Origin of the sequence: Bacillus sp. AR8-1, from assembly GCF_008042345.1 — a bacterium.
Taxonomy (GTDB): Bacteria; Bacillota; Bacilli; order Bacillales; family Bacillaceae_G; genus Bacillus_A; species Bacillus_A cereus.
This window is the reverse complement of sequence record NZ_QNUB01000023.1, coordinates 64,943-85,691: the sequence shown is the minus strand read 5'-3', so window position 1 is coordinate 85,691 and position 20,749 is coordinate 64,943. Positions and strand designations below refer to the sequence as shown.

The window sequence follows — 20,749 nt, the reverse complement described above, 5'->3', positions numbered from 1 at the left end:
TCTCCACAGCCTGAAAAAAACAGCTGTATAACAGCTGTTTTTTTATTTCTTAAGCTTCTCTAACTTCTCAGTCGAGCGAGCATTGTTTCTTTCCGCTACCATTACACTTCTTTTTTGATCGATATAATCAAGCAATGTTCTATACTCTTCCTCATATACTGATAATCGCTCCAGAAGACGCTCTCTTTCTGTTTGTAATGATTCAACTTGTTGTTGCAACACCGTTAAAGAGTTTTCATCTTTATAATTTTGCAAGAAATCAATAACATCATTCAACGTAATTGACGTAGGTTCTAACACTTTTGTCTCTTTCACTTCATAATTTTCTACTTTACGAAGTTGCTTCGCTTCCTCAATACGTTCTTTATATTGCTTTCTTACGTAAGAATTCCATCTAAATCCACATGCTGCTGGTGTACGAGATAAATTTTTCCCCACTTCCTTAAAGGCAGAAAGTTGTGTTCCACCTTCTCGAATATGCCGGAGTACTACTTCTGCCAGAAGCAAATCTTCATCATCAGTCCAAGCATCTTGTCTTGTTGTCGCCATTTCTCTAGTCCTCCCTATGCATTTTTTATTAAGCATATGCAGTTACTAGAAAAGATAGAATACAACAACTAAAGATTAAGACAAAAAAAATAAACGCAGAAGATATCTTCTGCGTTTATTTTCCCGCAATTACTTGCTGATTACTTCTTTACCTTTGTAAGTACCGCATGCTTTACATACACGGTGAGCTAATTTCGCTTCACCACAGCTTGGGCACTCTACCATACCAGGTACTGATAATTTGAAATGCGTACGACGCTTTCTTTTTACTGTTTTAGAAGTTCTTCTAAAAGGTACAGCCATTCTTCCCACCTCCTTAAAAGAAATAGTTATTTTCATATGAAGGCCTGAACCAGTCTTCCGATTATTTGTCAAAAAACTTTGCAAGTCCTGCCAATCTTGGATCAACAGTCTTTTCTTTGTCTTCTTCCGAAATCACTTGCCAGTCTTGACCTTGCGTCGGTGCTCCACCAGAAACATCATCACTGAAAATTTGCATTGGAATCTCCAAAAGTATATTTTCCTTGATTACGGGCAGTAAGTCAAGTACTTCTCCTTCTAAACAATGAATTTCAGCTTCAGTTTCAAATTCTTCTTGTGAAGTTTGGAACACCTCAGTTGTTTTAATGTCAAATGGTAATGTCACATCTACTAAAGAGCGAGAACATGGTAAAACCATGCTTCCAGTTATATGTAGATGAAACGTAAACTTACCGGAGCCAAAATCAACTCTTCCCGTTACATGAACAGGATTAATTTCACGAATATCTTTCTCGACCTCTTTTAGCTCACTTACATCTACCATCTCATCCAATGTCAATCCTTTATTTCTCAATTTATTCAATTGATGGATGGACCATTTCATATCATATCACCTCAAGGCAACAAACAAAATTATAGCTAGCCATTTTATATTTGTCAATGTTTTTTCTTTACACTATAATGAAGTCATCATAGTAAATAATATATAGAGTATCACGTTTTTCAAAAAGATGCTACATCGAAAGGAGAGATTACCATAAAAGCTGGTGGTATTGTTGTTGAATATAACCCTTTTCATAACGGTCACCTTTATCATGTGCAACAGACAAAAAAGTTAACACAATCCGATATAATAATTGCCGTTATGAGTGGTCCTTTTTTACAGCGTGGTGAGCCCGCACTCATTTCCAAATGGTATCGCACTAAAATGGCCTTAGCAAACGGCGTAGACCTTGTTGTAGAGCTTCCATACGTCTTTGCAACACAAAAGGCTGAAACCTTCGCAAATGGTGCTATTTCCATTTTAAATGCCCTACATGTTTCTGAAATTTGTTTCGGTAGTGAGGATGGACAAATCGAAAATTTTTATAATACCATCTCCGTACAAAAAAACGAAGAAGAGACTTTTAACTACCTTGTAAAACAATTCATGGACGCTGGCAATAGTTATGCAAAAGCAACATCGGATGCTTTTTCACACATTTTAACATCCGAAAAAAACATAGATATGTCACAACCAAATAATATTTTAGGCTTCCAATACATTAAAGCAATTCTGTCACAAAATAGCTCTATACAAGCTCAAACTATAAAAAGATTCGCCTCTCATTATCATGATGAAACATTTAATGACCAACATATTGCAAGCGCGACAAGCATTCGGAAACAACTCTTTAGCGAAGAAGGATCATTTACAACAATTGAACCTTTTCTCCCACAGGCAACCACTTCGCTTTTAGCAAATTACAAACAAAACTACGGGATATTACATAATTGGGAACAATACTTTTCATTTTTTAAATATAAACTCATGACAATGTCTTCAGGAGACTTACGACATATATATGAAATAGAAGAAGGTTTAGAGCATCGTATTTTATCAAAAATACAAAACAGTTCCTCCTTCTATTCATTCATGGAAGCATTAAAAACAAAACGTTATACATGGACTAGACTACAAAGAGCTTGTACACACATTTTAACAAACACAACAAAAGAGGAAATACGTAGCGCAAATATAGAACAACATGCACCATATATCCGCCTGCTAGGCATGTCACAAAAAGGACAAACTTATCTTTCAAAAAACAAGAAAAAAATCGAACTTCCAATCCTTACTCATACAAAAACATTTGACCATGCTGCTTTAGATATAGAGAAAAAAGCAAACTCTGTATATTTCTCCATCATGCACGAACCGTTACGCACGCAACTATTAAAACAGGATATAACACACCATCCTATTCGCTATGATGAAACAACTACAAAATTCCTATAAAAAACCTCTCTATTTCAGAGAGGTTTTTTCCTTATCCATCTTTTCTAAATATGTTAACGCATCATCCAGCGTATCCACTGGTACAATTTTCATTTTTGTTTTAATGTCCTTTGCAGTCTCAAGTGCATTTTTATAGTTCGATTTCTCCGCTCCTTTTTCATTTGGCGCAAAGAACACTTCAGCCCCAGCATCGCTAGCAGCCACCACTTTTTGATTTATACCACCAATCGGGCCAACTTCTCCTTTTTCATTAATTGTACCTGTTCCAGCTATTTCATGTCCTTTTGTTAAGTCTTCTTCCACAAGTTGATTATATATTTCTAATGTGAACATTAAACCTGCGGATGGTCCACCAATTTCATGAGAATTAATTTTCACTTTCGGATCGACCACTAATTCTCTTTCCGTAACGATAGAAACACCTATACCGACACGTCCATTCCCATTAGGAATCGTCTTTACATTTAAATTTTCTTTCAATTGTTTTCCATTTCTCATGTACTCAATACTTACAGCATCGCTTTCTTTTTTCCCAGTCATATATTCAATAAATTGCTCCGTCTTTTCAAATGTTTTTCCATCAACAGCTATAATAACATCACCAAGCTTAAGCTTTCCTTCTGACGGCATTCCTTTTGCCACACCAGCAACTAATACACCTTTATTTTCAAAAGAAACGGAGCGATTTGCACGTTTATATGCATTATAAATTGCTGCATTTTGTGAATCTTTCATCGCATAATTTTGGCGAAATTGATATTCTTCATCACTCTCACCTTTTTGCAATATTTCTTCCGCTTTTGAAATATGTGTATATTTATTAAACTGTGCCGCTATTAAATTCACCACATTTGCTGGTCCCATTGAAACCGTAACAAGCATAAAATCACCAGATTCTTTCGTTCCACCCTCAACTTGAACGTAAGGCTCTAATTTGGCAGCCATTCCTGGTTTTGTTACATAATACGGTAAACGCACGTAAACAAGTAACATCGCCAATATAACCCCTATTAAGATTGCATATATAAACCGAAAACGCTTAAACATTATGTTTCTCCTTCCACTGCTCAATTAATAAATAAATATTTGAAACATGTTTTTCCGCTTCTACTTCTCCAACTCGAATAATGTCTTCAATGTTTGTAAAAGCACGTGAACTAAATTGCTCTACAGCTGGTCGCATCATTAAATCCGATGCAATTTGCCGATTCATTACAAGCTCATGCTGCATAATTTCTATACTTTGCATGATTACGTCATAAATGGACGTAACATCGCCATTCACCTTAATTGGAGACACATCCACAGCGATAACAATATCGGCCCCTAATTCTTTCACAACCGATACTGGGATACGATCAATAACCCCACCATCCACTAATAATCGTCCATCTATTTTTTCTGGTACAAACACTCCAGGAACAGATATGCTAGCCCTCACCGCATCTGCAACTGGTCCACTTGTAAAAACCACTTTTTCCCCCTTCAATATGTCAGTAGCCACAACAGCCGTCGGGATATCTAACTCTTCTAAATTTTTATTATATGTAAACATTTTAATCATATCTTTGACACGTTTTCCAGCAATAAATCCCATTTTCGGTACCGTGAAATCTAAATAATACTTCCGCTTGAAAACAGATGCCAATTTATACAATCTTTCAACGTTACTACTTGCCGCATAAAACGTACCTATTAGCGCCCCCATACTACTTCCTGCAATCATATGAATAGGGATACCAGCTTCCCTTAAAACCTTTATTACACCAATATGAGCAAACCCTTTCGCTCCTCCAGACCCAAGTGCTAAACCAATCTTTGGTTCTTTCATTTTTCTCACCCTTTAATTTTTTTCATTCCTTTTTCATACTTATGGTCTAAATTCACTACGTATCCACGTATACTGAAATGAACGTTTTTTGGGACAAAGGGGGATTTACTTACATGTATGAAAAATGGAAAACCGCTTTCCTTACCATATCAACGCTTTTTTTAACCTTTTCTCTTGTACTCCACCCCCAAGCCGCTTTACAAGCTTCTATTCGCGGGTTAAATATATGGTGGGAAGTTGTATTCCCTTCACTACTACCGTTTTTCATCATTGCGGAACTTCTAATTAGTATCGGTGTTGTAAAATTTATTGGCGTTATATTAGAACCACTCATGCGCCCACTTTTTCGCGTTCCAGGGATAGGTGGATTCGTTTGGGCAATGGGAATGGCTTCAGGTTTCCCTGCAGGCGCCAAACTAAGCGCTAGACTACGAAAAAGCAACCTTTTAACTCAGATTGAAGCGGAGCGCCTCGTTTCTTTCACAAATTCTTCTAATCCACTTTTTATTTTCGGTGCTGTGTCTATCGGTTTTTTTAATAATCCAAAATTAGGGATTATATTAGCGGCTGCCCATTATTTAAGTAACTTTGCTGTCGGATTAATTATGCGTTTTTACGGCCATAATACCGCTTACAAAAATAATACACACACTACAAAAAAACGCCGCTTTCAAAACCCTTTTTTAATTCTTCACGAGACACGCTTACAAGAAAAAAGACCAATCGGTAAATTACTTGGGGATGCTATCGTTTCTTCTATTCAAACATTACTTATGATTGGCGGATTTATTATTTTATTCTCTGTGTTAAATAAAATGATTACTGTATTCCACATTACAGCAGCTCTTTCTTTTATTATGCAACATATTTTATCATTCTTCCAACTAAGTACAGATTTTAGTATACCTATATTATCAGGTGTTTTCGAAATGACACTCGGAAGCCAAATGATTAGTCAAATAAATGAAACACCCCTCTTACAACAAGCTATGGTAACAAGCTTCATTTTAGCATTTAGCGGTCTTTCTATTCAGGCACAAGTTGCTAGCATATTAGCTGAAACAGACATCCGATTTAAACCCTATTTTTTCGCACGAATTATTCAAAGTATTCTTGCCCCTATTTTTACATTTATATTTTGGACACCATTTTATGAGAAAGTAAGTTCTTTCTCACCTATGCAAAAAGATATTCCTGTATTTTTATCCAAGCATCCTTCTATACTACATGAAATTTGGACATCTTTTATACATTACGGACCAATTTTCACATTATTTTGTCTATATTTATATGTTATTTTATTATTTTTTCGCACGTATAAAGAAAAACCCCGTTCACTTTAACGGGGTTTGAAACTTTTCTTTTAAAGCACGCTCTACAATAGGAGGCACAAGATCTACTACACTCCCTCCATACCTCGCAACTTCTTTCACAATACTCGAGCTTAAAAATGAATATTGGTTGTTTGTCATAATAAAAAATGTTTCAATATTTTCATCTAATTTTCGATTCATAGAAGTAATTTGCATCTCATATTCAAAATCAGAAACTGCTCGTAAACCACGTAATATTGCATTTGCATTACGCATTTTTGCATACTCTACTAACAGCCCACTATGCGAATCTACTTTTACATTCGGGATATCCTTTGTCGCTTCTCGAATTAGTTCTAATCGCTCTTCAACTGAAAAGAATGGTTTTTTAGATGAATTGTTTAAAACGACTACGTACACCTCATCAAATACTTTTGCTCCCCTTTTAATAATATCCAGATGCCCAAGGGTAATTGGATCAAAACTTCCTGAAGAAATAGCTATACTTGTCATTCTGTCCCCTCACCTTCATACTTATAAATCGATATTGCAGTAATCCCATAATTCTCAGCTCGTACTTTTACAAGCTTTCCTATTGAATCAGGTAAAACTACATCATTACCATGCTCTGCCATAATTAATCCATCACTATGTAGCAATCCATGTTGATCCATTACACTAATTAAAGATACAATTTTTTGCTCTTTATATGGTGGGTCTATTAATATAAGATCGAATGACATTTCACGTTTTATAAGCGCCTTTACTGCACGTTCCGCATCATTTCGATATACTTCAGCTTGTTCCTGTATTCTACAACTTTCTAAATTTTGATGAATTACTTTTATCGCTTTACTATCCCTATCAACAAAAATCGCTTTATCGATCCCTCTGCTCAAAGCCTCAATTCCAAGGCCACCACTACCACCAAATAAATCAAGGGCGATACCACCATCAAAATAAGGACCTATCATATTAAAAATAGATTCTTTTACTTTATCTGTCGTTGGACGTGTTGTATTACCAGGAACCGCTTTAAGTGGGTGTCCTTTACATTTTCCTGAAACTACTCTCATCTGTTGTCACTACCTTTATTTCAATCTATCGAGCGATTATAGAAAGCCATTCCCACTTTGGTAACCGTTAACAAATTACATTCACCAAAATATTAGAAAACTCAGCATCAAATAACCACTCATTATTTTTATGTATTCATCTCATCATTCACTAATATGAATCCAATATGTATATTAGTTCCACTTTATCTTTTTTATCCTATCACAAAATAAAAAAAAGAAAAATAAAAAGCCTGACATAAAATTTAATTTCATTATGTATATCTTCATTTAGATTGGACATAAATAATTATAACAACATCACCTTCGATGTTGTTGCCAACCGCGGAGAAGACTTACGTTTCCCCATAAGTTCTTCCTCCGGTTTCTCCTCTCCCTTTGCCTTCTTACTAGTACATGCTAGTATAAGAAGGGCCCTGCTATGCAGGGTTTTTTTTCTTTGTGTGCTTTTCATTTAAAAAGTGAAATGGTACAGTAAAAGAAAGAGGAGGAAAAAATATGATTCAACGCTTTATAGAACTCGGAGAAGGCTACTCTGATTTATATGAATTACTTGAAATTGCCAAAACAAATCAAGAACGTATAGCACATATGTTACAATTTGAAACGATAAAAAACGATAAAAAAGTGTGTTCGCTTGTTGTAATATTAAAACCAACTACTACTGGTGATTTCCAACCATTATACATATGTCGTGAAGGCATTCCTGTATTTGAAAATAAAAAAAGTAAACGTGTCATTTTATTTGAAGAAACGGCAGAGCAACTCGGAAAAAAAGTGGCTACTTTTACTGTAAAGCCATCTACAACTTTCCCAGAAAAAGAACTATTTTTTAATCATTTAATTGGTATTTTACGAATGAACAATTTCATTCCTCCGATGAAATAACACTTTATTTCAATTAAAAAATCCCCCGCTAAATTTAGCAGGGGATTTTTTCTATTAGCTATAATCGTATTCTTTTGCTCGATCAGGACGGGAATTTTCAAATTCCGTTTTTAAATACGGGCGATACGACTGTTCTATCTTTTTCACAAAAGGAAGTTTGTTCAACTTATGCATCATATGCTCAATTTGTTCCATGTCACAATATACTACAGCATATTTTAATCGTTTTGATATGTAATGTATATTACCATATTTCCTTAAAATCTTGGCATGTTTCAATGAATGTAAATAAACAATCATACTTTGTCGTTGCCCGAACATAATCTTCTCCATCTTCTCCTTTTAAAAACATATATTTTATATTCTATGAAAACCAATCAGAAATTTATAACATTACAGGACAAACTCTGTATACGTTTTCTTCCAACTTCTAAAAAACGGGGTACATCACCCCGTTTTTTTACAACCACAACCTCCGCCAGTACCACAACCTCCACCACAGCCACCAGCATCAAAGAATGGATTTCCTGTTGGTACTTTAATGGAAGAAGACACTTCCGAACCGATTGCTACACTAACTTCATCTAATAACTTCTGCAAAGCAGTTTCTGCTCTTTTAAAAGCTGCAACCTTATCATGTAAGTCCACAGAACGCTTTAATTCTCTCATTTTCATCGATACGGTAGTGTAGTCAGGATGGTATTTTCCAAAGCGCTGTACTTCCTCATACCGTTCTTTCATCGCTGTAAATTGCTGAATTAACGTCTGAAGTTCTATATCTTCATGTAATTCTCTATAATACTTACGATAATCTTCTGCTATATCTGAACAGATAATCGCTTTTGCAAGCTGCTCTGCCTTATCTAATATTAATACGCTTTCTAGCGTCGCTACAATCATGAGAGACACCTCCGAGTATCCATCATACCACATTTAGATTAGAACTACTAATTGAAGTGACTTACTCAAAAGAAAGATATAATGAAACTATTTTCACACTATATCCGTACACACTTATACATTAATATGTTCCGCTATATTATATTTAAGAACATCCCATTTCCCACTATTTTGTTTCACATAACTAATACACGCATTTTTTAATGGTGTCTTAAATGTAATTTCATCTGGTTCAATGGCATGTAAAATTGCTTTTATCGCGTGTGAGTGAGCAACAATAATAATACGTTTGCCAAAATGAGTTGTTGCAACATCTTCTAAAGCAGCAAAGCAACGAGCTACAATCTCTTCATCTTGCTCCATACCTTCTACTTTACCCTCAGCAATCAACTCTCTAACAGTCGCAACTGGCTTCCCTGAAGCTTCTCCAAAATTCCGTTCAACAAATCGATCATCTAATAAAATCGATTGTAATCCAGCCGCCTTTGCGATTTCATTAGCCGTTTCTTGCGCTCTAATTAACGGGCTACTTATAATGATATCCCACGTTTCTTCTTGTAAAGCAGCTGCACTTTGACTCGCTTGCTTCTTACCAACTTCATTAAGCGGAATATCTTCTCGCCCCTGAATAATTTCTTGAAAATTCCAATCAGTTTGTCCATGTCGTACTAAACAAATTTCCGTCATGCTGCAACTCCTTTTTAAATAATCAATCTCTATTGTAACAAAAGTTCTGCATGACGGACATATTTTTCACTTGTAATTAGGTTGCATTTTGTTGCTTCATATACTGAAACATATCAATCATGATCGAAGCAACAGCCAATTGATTTTGAAATTTTTCCACTTTATCTGGTATTGTTTTTTTGAAATGTTGCATCGCCGCTAACTCAAAAGCCTCTTTTTCTTCAGGATTTCGTGTTAATTTTCTATACCAGTACGGTTGCTCTCTAATATAGCGAGATAAATCCTCATCAGCCTTTATAAACTCCATAATTTCTGCTCTCATCATCTTTCCCCCTAATCCTTTTGAAAGAAAAACGGGTTATTTTCTGAAGTACTTTGTTCTTGCTGCGTACGGTTACCTTGAAATTGCTGAATAACTTGTTGCACGCTCCCAATAGCACTCGTCACATTAGCTAAATGGTTCTGCATTTGTTCCACGTCCAACTTTTTAAAAAAAGAAAGCATTTGCCCCATCACATCAGCAGTTTTTTCCTCTTCAGTTCGATTATCTTTTTCTTTTTTATTTTCTTTTACCGAAGAAAACGCAGGCGCTCCATCCGGTCTATAAGTTGCCCATATTGGATCTTCTTCACCAAGTAAGTACCATTCTTCATAAAATTGTTGCCAAGTTTTGTGACCATTTCTAACCTCATGAACCATTTTAGGGTGATGGTTTACAAATTCTTTAAACTGTTGAACCGATGGATGTAACGGCCCTTTTGTTGTTGGCATAATCCTCACCTCTCCATGTATATCTACTATATAGTAAGAAAAAAAAGGCGCATGGTTCGCCTATTTTTAGACGATTCATGCACCTTTTTTTCTGCTATTTGCATACGGTCAGATTCCCACCTACAATTCAGTGAATACGAAGTAACTAATTAGGTGATGTAACACCCCACCGCTTACAGTTTCGCTTTATTTTCGAATAAAGTTTTGTGTATAAAATTTATCGTATACACCAACACCTAATCCTGTAAATTGTTCATTTAATAAATTCTTTCTATGCCCCTCACTATTTAACCAACCTTGCACTGCCGCAATTCCATCACTATGTTGCGCCGCTATGTTCTCACCAGCAAGTTGAAATCCTACTTTCCCGCGCTGCAAACGATCTCCTAGCGTACCTAATGTAGGTGAGTCATGAGAAAAATAATTATTGTCTTTCATATCTTTACTGTGACCAACAGCAACATCTGCCGTTTCCTGATCCCATGTTAATAATGGTAATTTATGACGACTTCGAATGATATTTGTTAAATCAAAAATTTGTTGCATATTCCCATTTTCTACTTGTTTTATCTTTTCTGGAGTCAATGGTTGTTCTGCTATTAATTCACCTGAATAAACGAGCTGATATGGTCTTTGGCGTAATAAAGTTTCGTCATCCATATAACGAACACCCACAAGCTCATGTGTAAATTGATCAAAATACAATTGCGCCCATCCATCTTCTACAGGTATTAACGGTTGTTCCATGACTTCGGTATCAGATAGTTCAAATTGATAACTATTTTTCCCTCTTTTTAATGAAATTTCATGCGAAAGCGGACTTTTTTTATATACTTCTTCATATTTTTCATTTATATAATAAGGTGGAACCTTAACTTGTTCACCAGCAGCGTACGCCGTTATAACTTTACGTTCAGAAACTCCGAATTGAACATACTGAGTTAAATCCTGATTGTATACCCACCATTCATATCCGTATGCAGATGGCTCTATTCGAGAGGGTTCTCCCCACTTCGCTAATAAATTTTCAGAGTCTTCACCAATCATATTTAAAACAGTGTCTGAGGAGTCTTCCTTAATTTGCTTTTTCTTTTTCACAATTTTATTTTCTTGCTTTGATTGAGATGAGGTTAATATATATTGTGAAACGAGTAATTTCCCGTATAAATCAACAGCTAAAATTAAAATTGTAATCATTACGATACGCAATAATTTCTTCAAACGATATACCTCCTGAACAAAACATAAAATTGAGATATACACAAATCCTTTTCTTTCTTTTTGTGTGTACCGTACTCTTTTCACTATATCATATTTTTGTGAAAAAAGTCTGGATTATCCCTTTTCTCTCAATATGAATTGCACTTTCTTATTATTCATACTATTATAAAAATAATGGTGTAACATTAAAAAAGGAGGTATTATATGCAATTTACAAATACGAAATTTAATGGAGCCGTCGTTGAATTAACTCTTTTAACTGAAATCATGGAAAACAACCACTTCGTACTTGCTGGACAGTGGGATTATGAACGGGTTACATACGATTATAAATTTGAAATATTAAAGGATGTTTATTATTTGCGAGTGCAAGGCGTTGCTGTTGAAGGTGACATTGGCAGTAGACACGCTGAAGTAAAACTACTCCCTCCCTTATTAGGAAAACATTATTATCCTCACGGCGTTGAATATGGCGATGATGAGACTTTCCCAACGAATGTACTTCAAAAAAGTGAACAACTCCTACAAAATGTCGAAAAAGAGTTAAAGGAACTTCAAATTATTGATTAACAAAAACAAGCGCATCAATATGATGCGCTTGTTTTTTCCCTCCCCTAAGAATGAATCGTTTTTTTTACTGGATATCCATAAATAGATCCATCTTTTACTTTAATCTCATCTTCCCAAGGAACCTTATATTTACCTTCAGCTAAATCTTTTACAAACGTATATGGATTTTCTTTCACCCCACCAGGAGTTGCTACATATCCTCTTGAACCTAGATTATATATATTATTTTCTAATCCCCATCCTAATCTAGCCTGATCTGCTAGTTCTGGATATACTTCAGCAGTAACAATCTCCCAAGGATTTCGATGCCCCTGTACTAAAGTAGTCCCATCAAAATTACATACTTGTCCTTCACCAAAGTAATAAAATACACCATCATAACCCGCTAAGTTTACCGACAATGTATACATTAAATTCTGCCATGCATTTGAACGATTGGTTAGCATCCATTGTTCACTAACTTGTGTGCTATACCCAGAAATACGAATCAAGACATTTGCACCTTTATAGGCCGCTTCACGAGCTACTTCAGGGAACATGCCATCATGACAAATACAAACAGCTAATTTACTTCCTCCAGGTCCATCACAAACAGGTAAGCCTAAATCTCCAGCTTTCCAAGGCTCGACTGGCACCCAAGGATTTAGCTTACGATACTTCAAAATCATTTCACCTTGTGGATCAATAATAACTGCTGTATTATATGGCTCTCCACCATCAGGGTTTTTTTCCATTATTGAAAAAACACCATATACTTTAGATTCCTTACATGCCTCAGCAAATAAGTCTGTTTCTGGCCCAGGCACTGTACATAAAAATTCTTCTGTAGTCCATTTTTTTGTATTGAGCCCTTGTGTACTATATTCAGGAAATACTATCAATTCTATTCCAGGGTAACCTGATTTGGTCGAATGAATTGTTTTTATGATTTGTTGAATTTGTTTATCAATGTCTGCACGTGACTCTACTACTGGTACTGGATATTGAATTAGCGCTGTCAAAAAACCACTAATCGGCTTTACCATACTTCCACTACTACCCATTTAAATTCCCCCTTAAAATAGTTCGTGTTTATTAAAGATAACAATATATTTTTGTAACTCTCTAAAAAACTTGCACCACATATGGAATTATTACGCATGAAAGCTAGTAGTAAATTTTATATCCACTTTTAGTACACGCCTACACTAACTTAACATAAATAATTAGAAAATTCAATCTTTCATGAAAAACTAAAACTAAGTAAAAAAAGCGTATGGAATCCCATACACTTTTTTTACTTAGTTTGTAAATACGGCGGCAATTGTTGCAACTGCTCCTTATCCTTTTCACGTTCTCTACGTGCCCATCTAAAGAATACATAGCCTATAATTGTACCGTACACTATTTCCTGGACAATTTTCATTATGATACCACCAGTTTGCTGGTCTTGTACTACTGGCATCCAGTGCAAAAATTCCGGTCCCGTTATATTTAAATCTGATAAAGTGCCCGCTGGTACACATAGTTCCATCGCTTTCATCCAAGCAGCCGGATCCGTATACGTTGCAAATAACGGGGCTGTCGCAAAAATTATTAACGCACAAGCTGGCGTTAATAATATACCATTAGCAAACATGTAACCAAGTTTCTTTATATCACTTAACGTTTGATATTCTGGTAATGGATTTAACATCGGCCACCACATCATGATTGCTGTAAAAAACAATATAGCGAGACAAATAGGATGAGCAATTTGACTTTGTTTTACCGTATCAAAAACAACTGGTAAATGATAAAAAGAAAACAGGCCGTTAAATACAAACAACGCAATAAGTGGTTTAGCAAATACCTTTAATATAATTTGAACGAACTTAAAAGAAGTAATGTAACGATATAACCAAGTTGGTATACCAAGCAACAGTAACGGTGGAACTGCAATATACATGACTGCCATTTCAAACATATGAGCACTAAATATAATATGGCCAATTAAATCAATAGGACCTCCCTTTACAAAATACAAAAGAACAATACCAGTCGTAAAATAAAAAATTTGCTTCTTACTTACCTTCGTCGCATTTTCAAATCGCATTCTATAAGGTCCAATAATTAAGAAGTACCCAATAAGAATCGAAAGCATAAATAATAAAAAAATTGGACTCCATAAAGCCTGAAAACCAAATATCCACAAGTTACTCATTTTCACACCTACCTTCGTAAGGTTATCCCATAATATGAAGAGGGAGCTGTGACAACACAAGCTCCCTTATATTTCACTTTTCAAATCCACACAATTGTCATAAAAGCTAAAATTGTAATTAACCCTATTAGCAGGCCAGAGTAAAGAAAGAAACTTGCTGCTTCATGTCCTTTATGGCTCATATGCATAAAATAATACAATTGAAAAATTACTTGTACCACTGCTAATAGTAAAATAAATGGCACAGAGAAAGTCGGACTAAAAGTTTTTGGATACGCCACTGCTACAAATGCAACTAATGTTAAAAAAATCATTAATGCAAACGTAATAACTTGATGCTTCATTTCCTCCGCACTTTTTCTCTTCCGATAAACAAGATCAACTTTAGGATTATTTGTTTGCTTTATCGCCATTGTTTATCCCACCATTCCCATTAAATATACTACAGTGAAAATAAACACCCAAACTACGTCAATAAAGTGCCAATAAATTGATGCAACATAAAACTTCGGTGCATTGTATAAATTTAGACCTCTCTTCGCATTTCTAAAGATTAATGTTAAAATCCAACACAACCCAAACAATACGTGGAGTCCATGTGTACCAACAAGAGCATAAAATGCAGAGCCAAACGCACTACTTCTCATAGTATGCTTAAATTCATGTGTATAATGATAAAACTCATATATCTCAAACCCTAAAAATCCTAAACCTAGCAATACAGTTACTAGTAACCAAAGTTGCATTTTCTTAAAGTTAAAGTTTTTCATGTGATACATCGCATATACACTTGTTAAGCTACTCGTTAATAAAAGCATCGTCATAATGAAAACGAGTGGCATTTGGAACATTTCTTGAGATGTTGGTCCACCATTTGTAGAATTCTTTAATGCTAAATATGTTCCGAATAAGGAAGCGAACAACACTGTTTCGCCTCCAAGAAATAACCAAAAACCGACAAACTTATTTTTCCCTTCAAGGGTTGCTTTTTCAGGCTCTGCTGGAAATGTTTCATTCGTTAATTTTTCATCTACATGCATTATGCCTTGCCCCCCTTATCATCTAAATCTTCCTTATGAATATGGTATCCATGATCATCGATTACTGAACGTAGGAACATTGCGCCAAATGTAATGATTAAACCAATAATTGCTACTAATAACCAGAACTTATCTTTTCCGCCCTGCATATACATTGCACCAAATGCCGCTATAAACAATCCGAAAGAAATGACAAATGGTGAAAACGAAGGATTTGGCATATGAATATCACCAATTGGTTCCGCTGCTGTCATCTCTTTATTACCTTCACGTTTTTCAATCCAAAACGGATCTAATCCGCGAACAAATGGTAGTTGTTTAAAGTTATATTCTGGTGTCGGTGCTGGCATCGTCCATTCTAATGTACGTGCATCCCACGGATCACGACCAGCTTTTTCTTTTGATACTGTCGTTTTAATTACATTGAATAGAAGAACAATCGTCCCAAGAGCCATAAACACCGCTCCGATAGAACTAATCATATTCCCCATTTCCAACCCTTGCCCTTCAAGATATGTGTAGTAACGGCGTGGCATACCAATCAAGCCAAGGAAATGCTGAATAAAGAACGTTAAATGGAAACCGATAAAGAATAGCCAAAACGTTATCTTTCCTAATGTTTCATTTAATACTTTATTAAACATCAGTGGCCAATAATAATGAGCTCCTGCAAGTAAACCAAATACAACACCGCCAACGATTACATAATGAAAATGTGCTACTACGAAATAATTATCATGAAATTGATAATCAGCTGGTGCAGATGCTAGCATAACCCCTGTAACTCCACCCATTACGAATGATGGAATGAAAGCTACTGCCCACATCATTGGTGTCGTAAAACGAATACTTCCGCCCCACATTGTAAAGAGCCAGTTGAATATTTTGATACCAGTCGGAACCGCAATCGCCATTGTTGCAACTGAGAAAATAGCATTAGCAACTGGACCAAGTCCGACAGTAAACATATGATGCGCCCATACCATAAATCCTAAAAATCCAATTAATACAGTCGCAAACACCATCGATGAATAACCAAACAATCGTTTTTTCGAAAATGTCGCGAAGATTTCTGAGAATATTCCGAAAGCTGGGAGTATAAGAATGTATACTTCTGGATGACCGAAAATCCAGAATAAATGCTCCCATATAATTGTATTCCCACCCAATGCTGGATTAAAGAAACTTGTTCCAAATAAACGATCTAACATTAAAAGTCCTAATCCTACAGTTAACGGTGGAAAAGCGAATAATATAAGCGAAGATGTTACAAATGTCGTCCATGTAAACATCGGCATACGCATATACGTCATTCCTGGCGCACGCATATTAATAATGGTGACAAGGAAGTTAATCCCTCCAATTAATGTACCAATACCTGAGATTTGCAAACCGAGTACATAGAAATCAACACCATGACCTTTAGAAGCTAAAGCTAAAGATGCATAAGATGTCCATCCTGCATCAGGTGCTCCACCTAAAAACCAACTTAAATTTAAAAATACTCCACCAAAGAAAAATAACCAAAATCCGAGTGAATTCAAAAACGGGAACGCTACATCACGTGCACCAATTTGAAGTGGTACAGCGGCGTTCATAAATGCAAACACGAGTGGCATAGCTGCGAGGAAAATCATTGTTGTACCGTGCATCGTCAATACTTGATTATAAGCATCCCCAACAAGAAAAGCGTTGTTAGGAATCGCTAATTGAAGGCGAATAAATAGAGCTTCTATTCCGCCTATTACAAAAAACAATCCACCTGCAATTAAATAGAGAATGGCAATCTTTTTATGGTCTACTGTCGTTAAATAATCCCATATGACAGCACCCATCCCCTGTTTTTTTGCTACAGAACTCACGTTTTCAACCTCCCCTTCGCGAATAATCCCTCTTTACTTTTCAACTTTTAACGTTTGTAAGTATGCATTTAATGCATCAATTTGATCATCCGTTAAGTTGCCATATTTGCCAGTCATTTTGTTTCCTGGCTTCATATTTTCAGGATCTTTCAGCCATTTTTTTAAGTTTTCTTCATTGTTTTCGGCAATACCGGCAACCATATCGCGATCCGCAAAGTTTGCTAAGTTTGGTGCGATACGAGCGGAAGGTGGTCTACTATCATTAGATCCAACTGCGTGACAACCAATACAGCTTTTATTAAATATTTCTTGGCCCTCTTGCGCCTTTGTTGAAGCTACTTCTTTCTTCCCATCAATCTTCTTCATATCAGCAAGCCAATTTTTGTACTCGCTTTCATCTAAAGCTTTCACTTTAAATTGCATTAAAGAATGTGATGGGCCGCAAAATTCTGTACAAAAACCATTATAAGTGCCCGATTTATCTGCTTTTAACCACATTTTGTTCACATTGTCTGTATTTGTATCCATTTTCCCAGCTAAAGATGGAACCCAAAATGAGTGTTTAATATCGGCACCCTTCAAATTTAAATACACTTTCTTACCTGTGGGGATGACTAAATCTTGCGAAGTTACTATCTTTTCTGATTTATAAGAAAATTCCCACCAATAAAGATTCGCTGTTACATCAACAACGATAGTATCTTTATCAATATTCTTTTTCTCCATCGCACTTACATCAGCAAGTTTGAATGTATATGTAACCGTTGGAACAGCTAAGATTAGTAAAAGAATAATCGGAATAACTGTCCATATAATTTCTAGCTTGTGATTTCCTTCAACTTGCTCTGGAATATAATCTTCCTGACCTTTCTTTTGTCGGAAACGCACAATTACATACAAGAAAATAATAGTAACTACTAGTACTACTCCTACCATGATTGCACTCGCCAGTAGAAGTAAATCATATTGCATTTTTGCTACTTCTCCTTGCGGAATTAAAGTAGATTGAAAGGCTTTACCGCATCCCCCTAACAGTAAAGCCAGCAGTGAAACGAACGAAAGCAGTCGCCACTGTTTCTTCATACAAACAACCCCCACTTTCCTTGTGAATTAGATTGTACTTTATAGTTAAGTAAAGTAAATCTCAACGTAAAGAAATCCAATTATGTCGTTGTCTTAGAAGAATGTAACTACAATCATTGATACAAATAAGATTGTTAAATAATTTAGGGAATAAACAAACATTTGCACGGACCATTTTATGTCATCTTTCTTACGGAATCCATAAAATCCTAAAACGATCCATCCGATGTTAAGCAGTGTTGCAATTACCATAAATGTTATCCCTAGTCCACTCATATAAAATGGTAGTGGTAATAAACATACTGTCCAAATCATAATTTGGCGTTTCGTAATTTCAAATCCATGAACTACAGGAAGCATTGGAATTCCTGCATTTCGATATTCATCAACACGTTTCATCGCTAATGCAAGGAAATGTGGGATTTGCCAAATAAACATAATTAAAAATAACATCCAAGCAATTGGATGACCTAAAGATGGATCGATTGCTGCCCATCCAATTAAAGGTGGAACTGCACCAGATATACTACCTACAACAGTATTTAGTGTATACTTTCTCTTTGTCCATAAACTATATAGAACAACATATGTGAAAGCACCAATAAATCCCATTAAGACTGCCATTGGTGTTGTTAATAATAAAAATACAAAACCAAGAAGTAATATGACTAGTCCAAATGTAAGTGCAAATCCTGGTTTATACTTTCCAGTAACCGTTGGACGGGTCTTTGTTCTTTCCATTAATGGATCGATGTCTCGATCAATGTAGTTGTTTAAACAACATACCCCTGCCATAACTAATCCAGAACCAACGATTGTAAAGAATAACTTATCCAGATTGTCCATTACACTTAATCCATTAAAGTGTAATGCCAACCAAAATCCTGTAAATACAGTAAGTGTATTTGAGTTTACAATCCCCATTTTAACGAGTGCTTTTAAATCTTGTATCCGAGTTGTTTCCGGTACACTTGTAACAGCGGACTCATCATGCAGCTCACTTGTTGCATGGTTCATCACTCTAACCCCCTCTTAAAACTTTCATCTTTCTTTTTGCGCCTATTTCAAATGAAATAATTCGCTTCTATATAGCAATATTATTACAGTAGAAACATTGTTAACCCATTCTACTACTAATCTACGCCCATACTCCAATATATTAAATCATATTTCCCGAACATTTTGTGAAGAAAACATGAACTTTTTGTGTCGAATATAAAAAACTTCATTCTGACTTGTCCTTATCATAACATGATGTTACCTTCTATAATAAACTATTTTATCCTATTTAACACGTATTCTCCCCATTTCTTTTCAAAACAGCCTATTTTTCACCTAAATTTTTCCTTAGGAACCCTGTTTTTACACCTATTTTCTCCCCCTTTCCTTTCCCCTCCATTTCTTTGCTATTTTATTATTTTTTATATATCATAGGAACTAGCGCGTTTTATTCTATACATAATGGAATGAAAATATTTCGCAATAACTTCATAGCAGAAAGATGGTGAAAGAGATTGCAACGCTTTATTAAATGGTTAGCAGTCATTACAAGCCTTGATTTATTAATAGTTTTATTAGGAGGCGCTTTAGTTACAAAAACAGGTTCTGGTCAAGGTTGTGGTAAATCATGGCCACTTTGTAACGGTGAATTTGTTCCATCTAATTTATCAATGGAAACTATTATTGAACTTAGCCACCGATTAACATCAGGATCAGCTGGAATTCTTGTCACTCTCCTTTGTATTTTGTCCTGGAAATATTATAAACATGTGCGTGAAACAAAAACGTTAGCAATTTTATCCTTCGTATTTTTAGTTGCACAAGCATTAATGGGAGCAGCAGCAGTTGTTTGGGGACAAATGCCAGCTGTACTTGCTATCCATTTCGGTATTTCCTTAATTTCATTTGCTTCTGTCATTTTATTAACGTGTCTTATCTTTGAAATTGACCAAAAATTTGATGCACGTTCTCTTATTATGGACAAAAAAATGAAATTTCATATTTATGGTGTAACAATTTACAGTTATATCGTCGTCTACACAGGTGCTTTAGTACGTCACGAACGAGCTAGCTTAGCCTGTCCAGACTTTCCTTTATGTAGCAAAAACAGACCTATGCCAACTCAACTACATGAATGGGTTCAAATGGGCCATAGAGTTGCAGCAATGTTAATTTTCGCTTGGATACTTTACGCGATGATTCTCGCTATTCGTCATTACAAACAGCAACCTGTAGTATATTGGGGATGGATCATTTCATTTATCCTTGTTACACTTCAAGCTGTAGTAGGAATTTTAGTTGTATTTACAAACGCTAGTTTAGCAATGGCATTGTTACATTCTCTATTCATTTCTTGCTTGTTTGCCGTACTATGCTATTTAGTTATGTTAGGAACAAGAAGTAAAATGAATGCAAAAGAAGCCGGATCAACTTCTAAACAAACAAAATAATTTAAAACTAAAATCCCTTGCCAATTCGGCAAGGGATTTTTTGCAATAAAGAAAAGAGCTGTATTT

25 protein-coding genes are annotated in these 20,749 nt (G+C 35.5%); 5 read left to right on the top strand and 20 right to left on the bottom strand.

What is annotated here, in order from left to right; genetic code table 11:
* Nucleotides 1-42 precede the first annotated feature (42 nt).
* The 3 genes from DN400_RS18425 to DN400_RS18415 all read right to left on the bottom strand — a co-directional run bounded on the left by DN400_RS18425 (nucleotide 43) and on the right by DN400_RS18415 (nucleotide 1,414).
* The gene (locus tag DN400_RS18425; RefSeq protein ID WP_000246469.1) at nucleotides 43-549 is read right to left on the bottom strand and encodes an RsfA family transcriptional regulator; all 507 of its coding nucleotides are present in this window, start codon (nucleotides 547-549) and stop codon (nucleotides 43-45) included.
* A gap of 129 nt (nucleotides 550-678) precedes the next feature.
* Nucleotides 679-852: a 50S ribosomal protein L32 gene (rpmF, locus tag DN400_RS18420; protein ID WP_001984764.1), complete on the bottom strand. Its 174-nt coding sequence runs from the start codon at nucleotides 850-852 to the stop codon at nucleotides 679-681.
* A 61-nt stretch (nucleotides 853-913) separates the two neighbouring features.
* The gene (locus tag DN400_RS18415) at nucleotides 914-1,414 is read right to left on the bottom strand and encodes a YceD family protein (protein WP_000872146.1); all 501 of its coding nucleotides are present in this window, start codon (nucleotides 1,412-1,414) and stop codon (nucleotides 914-916) included.
* Between the two features lie 213 nt (nucleotides 1,415-1,627).
* On the opposite strand from DN400_RS18415, the gene DN400_RS18410 reads away from it, so the two are divergent.
* The gene (locus DN400_RS18410; RefSeq protein WP_065229290.1) at nucleotides 1,628-2,809 is read left to right on the top strand and encodes a nucleotidyltransferase; all 1,182 of its coding nucleotides are present in this window, start codon (nucleotides 1,628-1,630) and stop codon (nucleotides 2,807-2,809) included.
* 9 nt (nucleotides 2,810-2,818) lie between these two features.
* On the opposite strand, the gene DN400_RS18405 is transcribed toward DN400_RS18410, so the two are convergent.
* Both DN400_RS18405 and DN400_RS18400 read right to left on the bottom strand, forming a co-directional pair.
* Complete coding sequence (locus DN400_RS18405; protein WP_000476299.1) at nucleotides 2,819-3,856, bottom strand: SepM family pheromone-processing serine protease; 1,038 nt, start codon at nucleotides 3,854-3,856, stop codon at nucleotides 2,819-2,821.
* The gene (locus DN400_RS18400) at nucleotides 3,849-4,640 is read right to left on the bottom strand and encodes a patatin-like phospholipase family protein (protein ID WP_000662590.1); all 792 of its coding nucleotides are present in this window, start codon (nucleotides 4,638-4,640) and stop codon (nucleotides 3,849-3,851) included. Before DN400_RS18400 ends, DN400_RS18405 begins: the two co-directional genes overlap by 8 nt.
* A gap of 113 nt (nucleotides 4,641-4,753) precedes the next feature.
* On the opposite strand from DN400_RS18400, the gene ylbJ reads away from it, so the two are divergent.
* Nucleotides 4,754-5,983, top strand: coding sequence for a sporulation integral membrane protein YlbJ (gene ylbJ / locus DN400_RS18395; RefSeq protein WP_000273089.1), 1,230 nt, complete (start codon nucleotides 4,754-4,756; stop codon nucleotides 5,981-5,983).
* Here ylbJ and coaD read toward each other — a convergent pair.
* Complete coding sequence (gene coaD / locus DN400_RS18390; RefSeq protein ID WP_000200601.1) at nucleotides 5,975-6,466, bottom strand: pantetheine-phosphate adenylyltransferase; 492 nt, start codon at nucleotides 6,464-6,466, stop codon at nucleotides 5,975-5,977. The genes ylbJ and coaD overlap by 9 nt on opposite strands.
* A complete protein-coding gene (gene rsmD / locus DN400_RS18385) occupies nucleotides 6,463-7,029 on the bottom strand; it encodes a 16S rRNA (guanine(966)-N(2))-methyltransferase RsmD (RefSeq protein ID WP_001266976.1) in 567 nt (188 codons plus the stop codon). The genes coaD and rsmD overlap by 4 nt, the downstream gene beginning before the upstream one ends.
* A gap of 498 nt (nucleotides 7,030-7,527) precedes the next feature.
* On the opposite strand from rsmD, the gene DN400_RS18380 reads away from it, so the two are divergent.
* Nucleotides 7,528-7,917: a DUF7147 family protein gene (locus tag DN400_RS18380; protein WP_000616017.1), complete on the top strand. Its 390-nt coding sequence runs from the start codon at nucleotides 7,528-7,530 to the stop codon at nucleotides 7,915-7,917.
* 54 nt (nucleotides 7,918-7,971) lie between these two features.
* Here DN400_RS18380 and DN400_RS18375 read toward each other — a convergent pair whose 3' ends face one another.
* The 6 genes from DN400_RS18375 to DN400_RS18350 all read right to left on the bottom strand — a co-directional run bounded on the left by DN400_RS18375 (nucleotide 7,972) and on the right by DN400_RS18350 (nucleotide 11,496).
* Nucleotides 7,972-8,238, bottom strand: coding sequence for a YlbG family protein (locus DN400_RS18375; protein WP_002082261.1), 267 nt, complete (start codon nucleotides 8,236-8,238; stop codon nucleotides 7,972-7,974).
* A 126-nt stretch (nucleotides 8,239-8,364) separates the two neighbouring features.
* Nucleotides 8,365-8,817 (bottom strand): YlbF/YmcA family competence regulator, encoded by a 453-nt coding sequence (locus DN400_RS18370; protein WP_000634361.1) that lies wholly within the window; start codon nucleotides 8,815-8,817, stop codon nucleotides 8,365-8,367.
* Nucleotides 8,818-8,931: 114 nt separating this feature from the next.
* The gene (locus DN400_RS18365; RefSeq protein ID WP_000134944.1) at nucleotides 8,932-9,504 is read right to left on the bottom strand and encodes a histidine phosphatase family protein; all 573 of its coding nucleotides are present in this window, start codon (nucleotides 9,502-9,504) and stop codon (nucleotides 8,932-8,934) included.
* Between the two features lie 76 nt (nucleotides 9,505-9,580).
* Nucleotides 9,581-9,826, bottom strand: a complete 246-nt coding sequence (locus DN400_RS18360) for a YlbE-like family protein (protein ID WP_001200990.1) — start codon at nucleotides 9,824-9,826, stop codon at nucleotides 9,581-9,583.
* Between the two features lie 11 nt (nucleotides 9,827-9,837).
* The gene (locus DN400_RS18355; RefSeq protein ID WP_001143333.1) at nucleotides 9,838-10,275 is read right to left on the bottom strand and encodes a YlbD family protein; all 438 of its coding nucleotides are present in this window, start codon (nucleotides 10,273-10,275) and stop codon (nucleotides 9,838-9,840) included.
* 186 nt (nucleotides 10,276-10,461) lie between these two features.
* The gene (locus DN400_RS18350) at nucleotides 10,462-11,496 is read right to left on the bottom strand and encodes a CAP domain-containing protein (protein WP_098014825.1); all 1,035 of its coding nucleotides are present in this window, start codon (nucleotides 11,494-11,496) and stop codon (nucleotides 10,462-10,464) included.
* A 204-nt stretch (nucleotides 11,497-11,700) separates the two neighbouring features.
* On the opposite strand from DN400_RS18350, the gene DN400_RS18345 reads away from it, so the two are divergent.
* A complete protein-coding gene (locus tag DN400_RS18345; RefSeq protein WP_001160948.1) occupies nucleotides 11,701-12,066 on the top strand; it encodes a YugN family protein in 366 nt (121 codons plus the stop codon).
* A 44-nt stretch (nucleotides 12,067-12,110) separates the two neighbouring features.
* Here the strand turns inward: DN400_RS18345 and DN400_RS18340 are convergent, their stop codons facing one another.
* From DN400_RS18340 to ctaB, 7 genes are all read right to left on the bottom strand, one after another.
* Nucleotides 12,111-13,109: a formamidase gene (locus DN400_RS18340; protein ID WP_147801801.1), complete on the bottom strand. Its 999-nt coding sequence runs from the start codon at nucleotides 13,107-13,109 to the stop codon at nucleotides 12,111-12,113.
* Between the two features lie 233 nt (nucleotides 13,110-13,342).
* Nucleotides 13,343-14,248, bottom strand: a complete 906-nt coding sequence (ctaG, locus tag DN400_RS18335; protein WP_000069031.1) for a cytochrome c oxidase assembly factor CtaG — start codon at nucleotides 14,246-14,248, stop codon at nucleotides 13,343-13,345.
* Nucleotides 14,249-14,328: 80 nt separating this feature from the next.
* On the bottom strand, nucleotides 14,329-14,661 hold the full coding sequence (gene ctaF / locus DN400_RS18330; protein ID WP_000985703.1) for a cytochrome c oxidase subunit IVB: 333 nt from the start codon (nucleotides 14,659-14,661) through the stop codon (nucleotides 14,329-14,331).
* Between the two features lie 3 nt (nucleotides 14,662-14,664).
* A complete protein-coding gene (ctaE, locus tag DN400_RS18325) occupies nucleotides 14,665-15,288 on the bottom strand; it encodes a cytochrome c oxidase subunit III (RefSeq protein ID WP_000557861.1) in 624 nt (207 codons plus the stop codon).
* Nucleotides 15,288-17,123 carry a cytochrome c oxidase subunit I gene (gene ctaD / locus DN400_RS18320; RefSeq protein ID WP_153587159.1) on the bottom strand — a complete coding sequence of 612 codons (1,836 nt, stop codon included), beginning with the start codon at nucleotides 17,121-17,123 and terminating at the stop codon, nucleotides 15,288-15,290. The genes ctaE and ctaD overlap by 1 nt, the downstream gene beginning before the upstream one ends.
* Nucleotides 17,124-17,183: 60 nt before the next feature.
* A complete protein-coding gene (gene coxB / locus DN400_RS18315; protein ID WP_000745273.1) occupies nucleotides 17,184-18,233 on the bottom strand; it encodes a cytochrome c oxidase subunit II in 1,050 nt (349 codons plus the stop codon).
* A gap of 93 nt (nucleotides 18,234-18,326) precedes the next feature.
* Nucleotides 18,327-19,250: a protoheme IX farnesyltransferase gene (gene ctaB, locus DN400_RS18310; protein WP_001015054.1), complete on the bottom strand. Its 924-nt coding sequence runs from the start codon at nucleotides 19,248-19,250 to the stop codon at nucleotides 18,327-18,329.
* 497 nt (nucleotides 19,251-19,747) lie between these two features.
* Between ctaB and ctaA the strand changes: the two genes are divergently transcribed.
* Entirely contained in the window at nucleotides 19,748-20,683 is a 936-nt protein-coding gene (ctaA, locus tag DN400_RS18305) for a heme A synthase (protein ID WP_001188739.1), read from the top strand.
* Nucleotides 20,684-20,749: the final 66 nt, after the last annotated feature.